This window comes from Gammaproteobacteria bacterium (assembly GCA_029862005.1).
Classification (GTDB): domain Bacteria; phylum Pseudomonadota; class Gammaproteobacteria.
The window spans coordinates 1-4,820 of sequence record JAOTYD010000077.1; the positions used below are offsets into that span (position 1 = coordinate 1).

4 protein-coding genes are annotated in these 4,820 nt (G+C 52.2%); 3 read left to right on the forward strand and 1 reads right to left on the reverse strand.

The window, feature by feature from the left end; genetic code table 11:
- Nucleotides 1-285 precede the first annotated feature (285 nt).
- Nucleotides 286-2,820, reverse strand: a complete 2,535-nt coding sequence (locus tag OES20_18750) for a PKD domain-containing protein (GenBank protein MDH3636731.1) — start codon at nucleotides 2,818-2,820, stop codon at nucleotides 286-288.
- A gap of 400 nt (nucleotides 2,821-3,220) precedes the next feature.
- Between OES20_18750 and OES20_18755 the strand changes: the two genes are divergently transcribed.
- The 3 genes from OES20_18755 to OES20_18765 all read left to right on the forward strand — a co-directional run.
- A complete protein-coding gene (locus tag OES20_18755) occupies nucleotides 3,221-3,760 on the forward strand; it encodes a Crp/Fnr family transcriptional regulator (GenBank protein ID MDH3636732.1) in 540 nt (179 codons plus the stop codon).
- A 292-nt stretch (nucleotides 3,761-4,052) separates the two neighbouring features.
- Nucleotides 4,053-4,244 carry a hypothetical protein gene (locus OES20_18760; GenBank protein MDH3636733.1) on the forward strand — a complete coding sequence of 64 codons (192 nt, stop codon included), beginning with the start codon at nucleotides 4,053-4,055 and terminating at the stop codon, nucleotides 4,242-4,244.
- Nucleotides 4,245-4,572: 328 nt separating this feature from the next.
- On the forward strand, nucleotides 4,573-4,820 hold a 248-nt coding region (locus OES20_18765; protein ID MDH3636734.1), incomplete at its 3' end, for a homocysteine S-methyltransferase family protein.

Genomic DNA, 4,820 nt, shown 5'->3' on the forward strand with positions numbered 1-4,820 from the left:
AGCATATATATCGGGTGGTAATTGACTCTTAAAAAGCATATGCAGTCGTTAAAAGTGCCCGCGCTGATATTCATTTTTCTCTAAAGAAGACGCTCGTAAAGCTCAGGTAGGGGGCAATCTCCGGCCATTAACGGACGCTCGACTATAAAAAAACCCCGCACGGTGGCGGGGCTTAAATTTCGATATTTTGGATATTAATCTCTTAAATTACATGCAACAGGCTACGGTTCGCACCTCATTACGCTGTGCAGCATTGTAGACAGCAAGTTGTCGTAGTCTGATCCGTTACTGGCAGTCCGGATCGTCAGCATCGATGAGACCATCGCCGTCGTTGTCGATGCCGTCGGTACACTTCTTGCGGCCTTTCTCCGATCCGCCCGTATCACCGCCACCCGTGTCGCCCCCGGTGGAGCCCGAGGTATTGCCGCGGTTTTTGACCCGAAACGATGCGCTTGCGCTGTCGCTGGCCAGGTCCGCATCCGTTACTACCAGGGTAACGGTATAGTTGCCATTGGCAGCATAAACATGTGCAGGATTGGCCTCAGCCGAGACAGTGCCATCACCGAAATCCCAGGCATAACCAATAATGCCGGAGTCGTCGGACGACGCGGAGGAATCGAATGAGCAGTCCCGGGCACTACAGCTATAGGCGAAAGCAGCAACCGGCGGCGCGTTGCCGCCAGCCGCGCTGACGGTTACCTGCTGGCTGCTCGAGTCGACACCCCCATCGTTGTCGGTAACGGTCAACGCCACCGTGTAACTACCAGCGGCGGCATAGGTGTGCGATGGATTTTGCGAACTGGCGCTATTGCCATCGCCGAAATCCCAGTTCCACACGACGATACTGCCATCCGAATCAGTGCTCGTGTCGGTAAACGTAACGCCAAGGTCATTGGTACTGAAGGTAAAGTCAGCCACAGGCAGGTTGTTATCCCCCGCGGCCAGCAATGCGGCAATCGCCGCGTCGGCCTGGATCAGACCATAGCCCGAGTCATGGTCGAAGCCTGCCGAGTTCATATCGATGGCGCTACTCTGCAGGGCAGCGTTTAGCTGTTGTGGCGTCGGAGGCGTCGGAGGTGGATCCGTTTGCGCTTCCCACGCGTGCAACATCAACGCGGCGATCCCGGCCGCATGAGGCGCTGCGGCGGAGGTGCCGAAGAAATCGTCGATCCCGTCGTTACCGTGGGTATCGTTGAAAAAGAAAGTCGTGTTGACACCATCGACCGCGGTCATCTCAGGCTTCGAGCGAATCACCGGGCTGCCCAGCGGCGACCCGTTGGACGCGAACAATATCGGTGTGCCACCCCTCGACGAGTAGGGCTCGAGCATCGGTGGGTCCATCCCGTAGGCCGGGGTGTCGTTGAAAAAAGCCGCGCCGACGGCGGCTGCGCCCGCGGCATTGGCATGCCCGAACAGGGTCGCGCTGTTGGTCTGAAACTCGTTGAGCGTACTATCGCTGCCGAAAACGACCATCTTTACCAGCGATGCCGGCGGCTCGAGCGAATCGACGTCGTCATAGGTAATGATCAGGTTGAAGGCGGTGCCATAGCCCACGAACTCGTGGTTTTGAAACTGGAGCACTTCCCACCCCTCCCCGGTGACGACGTTGTCGTTGGCACTAATTTCGAAATATATGCCACCGGTTTGATCCAGTAACACTATATCGTGGTCATTTCGCGCGCCGGCGCCGCCGAACGGCTGATCCCATTGCAGCGCGACCGTCAAGGTGCTCCCGATCGGCACGGTTACACTTTGATACAGGTCGACACCCGGGCCCGGATCGAAATCGTGCATTCTGCCTACGCGTTCATAGATTGGATCGCAATCGCCGATCGGAAAGAAAAACTCGATGCAGAAAATTTCGCCACTGTCGACGAATGCAGCTTCGTAACTTTTATCGCCGGCGTTACCTGCCGCCGAATAATAGGCAACGCCATCCGCCGTGACCGAATCAACCGCCTGTGCAACGACTCCGTCCTGGAACATCGGCTCATTGAGATACAGAAGATCATCCACGAGAACATCCGCACCCGCCGCTGCCAGTGACAAGATCGCACTAGCATAGTCAGCTTTGGTGGCGAGGCCTGTGTGAAACAGAATATTGATCCCCGGCGCCATATCGTAGACGATCTGTGCCATGGCGCGGCCTTCGTCGATGCAAAAAACGACCGTGCCGCAGTAGGTAGACTCACCCCCGATGACCTGCACCCCGGCGGGCAAATCACCGCTGGCCACGTCTGCCGCTGCGCCACCGAGCGAATCGTAACTGTCGGACAGCACGCCGACTGTTACACCCGTTCCGTCGACACTGTAGGTGGTCCGTCCTTCAATCGCGCGTAAGGCAATATCGCCCTGACTCGTCACAGAACCGGCATTGTTTATCGGTGCAATGGCGGCAGATATCGAGCGCAGGCTTGCTAGTGCCGCGGCCTGGTCGATCACCGCAACCGGCAGTAGGCCTGAGACAAGATCTTTGTAAAGAACACCGTTCACGAGACCCAACCGATTCAGATCCTCCAGTAGAGCCGTGCCATCGGCCGTTGCCCGCGCATCGATAAGAACCCTGCCAGCAGTGAAGAGCAGGAACCTATCGCTGGGCTTGAAATCCGTTCTCCTGCCCTGGCTAACGTGCGCGCGATATTCGGATAAAACCCGTACCAGCGGCGAGCTGGCCTTCGACATCTGGGCAGCTTTAAAAAGCCCTTGCTGACCCGGTCGCTGCTGGGCCGGCACTGCGCTTTCAGCAGCGGCCATCTCGGCGCCGAAAGTTAACAAAATGATGAGTAGCGTATAAAAGTTGTTAGCGGGGAATCGTTTCATGGCCTGCTCCGTGCATCCATATCCGGACAATACAAAAATGACCCGGAGAAAATTATGTGCTCAACATATTAAACTCTAGGCTGAATAGTTGGGATTTCCATCAAACTTTAGCGTAAATATTTCAAATGAGAGTCCCAAATGGGTCGGTTATTGCCGCTGATCAATCGAATTTGAGCGGCAGCTTTCTCGTAAGCGGACCCTCAGCGAACCCTGTTGGGAGGCAATCTTCGGCCAGTTTCGGACGTTTACTAGCTCGTAAACAACCTAGACTAGCAAACTATATTACGGGGGCTTGACAGTAACGCCAGATTAAAGGAGCAGACGCTCGATACCGACAAGGAAAGTGCTGTTAATTCGGTATAATGCTTTTTGGTAAGCGGTACGATTACGAGCAAAAAACATGCTGCCTGATAACAATAAAAAATTAAAGCGTCTTAGCGCTGATACACCGGATAAGCGGAATCAGCAAAAACGCCTTGAGCTATTACAGTCAATGCCCATCTTTGGCGGTATTCGCGCCGATACGCTGGATTTTTTACTGGAACACTCAAAACAGGTAGCTGTTCAGAAGGGAGATTATTTTTACCATGAAAAAGACCCCGCTCAATCACTTTTTGTGCTGGTATATGGCAAAGTCATGCTGCTCAAGGCATGGCGGGACGAAGAATATATTCTAAAAACACTCGAACCGGGTAATTGCTTTGGGGAAGTTGCATTGATGGACTTGCAACCGCGCAACACATCCTCACTTGCAACTGAAGACAGCCGCGCGATTGAATTAACCTACGGCACATTTCACCTGTTGTTCGATCGCGAAATCGAACAGTTCACGATGATCAGAATGAATATGGCGCGGGAAGTCTGTAGACGGCTCCGGGAAGCGGATAGTCGTGCTTTTACGGCCGATATCCAGGCACGACGTCTAAAACGTCCACACTAACTTTCCAACAGATTACTTACTGCCTCGGTAGTGGTCCGATTCGGTCGACTATCGTCTCCGACTAGCTGATTACAAGGATCAGATTTTTCGAAAGCTGACCCTGCCCATAGCCATGTCAGAGACGACCTACGGCCATAAGTTGACTCTTTCTAAGGAATCATTTCGATCGATACCTACCCCTTTTATTAGACCGTGACAGTTTGGTGCTCCTCGTTATCTTGACCTAGGGAAATCATATGGTTTACTCGTTGGTATAATATTAATGGCAGAGAGAAATAGTGAGGAACAAATCATGCAAGAACATGAATATATAAAAGTGATCGATAGGGTTCATATCACCACTGCGCTTGAACAGCTGCAAAAAGTCAGGCCTGCCAAAAGCATTGGCGGAATATCCGAAGCAGACTTAAATGAAATTATTATCAAGTTAAAAGAATGGGAAGAGGAATTGTTTCGGGTAGTGGACGTAAATCCGGATGTTTAGAGGGTAGAATTTTACCTATAACTGACTCATTAGTGATGTAAACCCTGGTGGGTGAAGCAAAATAAAAAGCTATCCAAACTAGCTGATATTATACAGGTAAAAGAAGCGGCTTTACCGTTCAAAATTCGAGTTACCGTTTTGGATCGCTTATCACCACTGAATTATTGATTCTGAGTTTCGTCCTTCTTGTAAGCGGACCCTCACAAAGCCCAGGCAGGAGGCAATCTTCGGCCATTTGCAGACACTCAATATTTATTCGGACGTTAAACATTAGCTGCTAATATATATTCGAAATTTTCGAATCCCAACTTGAACAGATTCCGAACCCATGAATCGATACGGTAAGCTGATGCGACGCATTCAGGACGGTGAGTGCATCCTGATCGATGGCGCGACTGGCACTGAAATCGAGCGCCGCGGGGTGCCGCAGCTGAAAAACGCGTGGAACGGTGGTGGTGCGCTAAGCCACCCGGAGATCTTGCGCGCAGTGCATGAAGACTATCTTTGCCTAGGTGCCGAGATCATTATTTCCAACAACTTTGCCACGCACTATTACGCACTACAGGATGCCGGCGA

Bases quoted from the DNA above. Each gene is read 5' to 3' on its own strand.
- OES20_18750 (MDH3636731.1), bottom strand. From the start codon at position 2,820: ATGAAACGATTCCCCGCTAACAACTTTTATACGCTACTCATCATTTTG.
- OES20_18755 (MDH3636732.1), top strand. From the start codon at position 3,221: ATGCTGCCTGATAACAATAAAAAATTAAAGCGTCTTAGCGCTGATACA.
- OES20_18760 (MDH3636733.1), top strand. From the start codon at position 4,053: ATGCAAGAACATGAATATATAAAAGTGATCGATAGGGTTCATATCACC.